This window comes from Pseudomonas sp. 2995-1 (genome assembly GCF_002742505.1).
GTDB lineage: Bacteria > Pseudomonadota > Gammaproteobacteria > Pseudomonadales > Pseudomonadaceae > Aquipseudomonas > Aquipseudomonas sivasensis.
Genome location: NZ_LJSA01000130.1, coordinates 1 through 254 on the forward strand (window position 1 = coordinate 1; position 254 = coordinate 254).

Below are 254 nucleotides of genomic sequence, written 5' to 3' on the forward strand. Positions count from 1 at the left end.
GCTCTTCCCCTTGCTTCTTTTCTTGAAAAACCGAGTAAACGTCCGATCATAATAAGGTTCTCAAGTCCAGATAGGTCTTCATCAACGGATGGAAACTGCCCAGTTAAACTCACACGTCTTCTAATCTCGTTAGCTTCATTAGTCAAGTCATATCCAAGAATACTGACATCCCCATGATCTGGTTTCAATAATGTTGCGAGCATACGAATTGTAGTTGTTTTCCCCGCACCATTTGGCCCTAAAAAACCGTATAC

The 254-nt window shown here is 41.7% G+C and carries 1 protein-coding gene; it reads right to left on the reverse strand.

From position 1 onward, the window contains the following. A partial coding sequence (locus AOA61_RS00395; RefSeq protein ID WP_143521146.1) for an ATP-binding cassette domain-containing protein occupies positions 1-254 on the reverse strand: 254 nt, incomplete at both ends.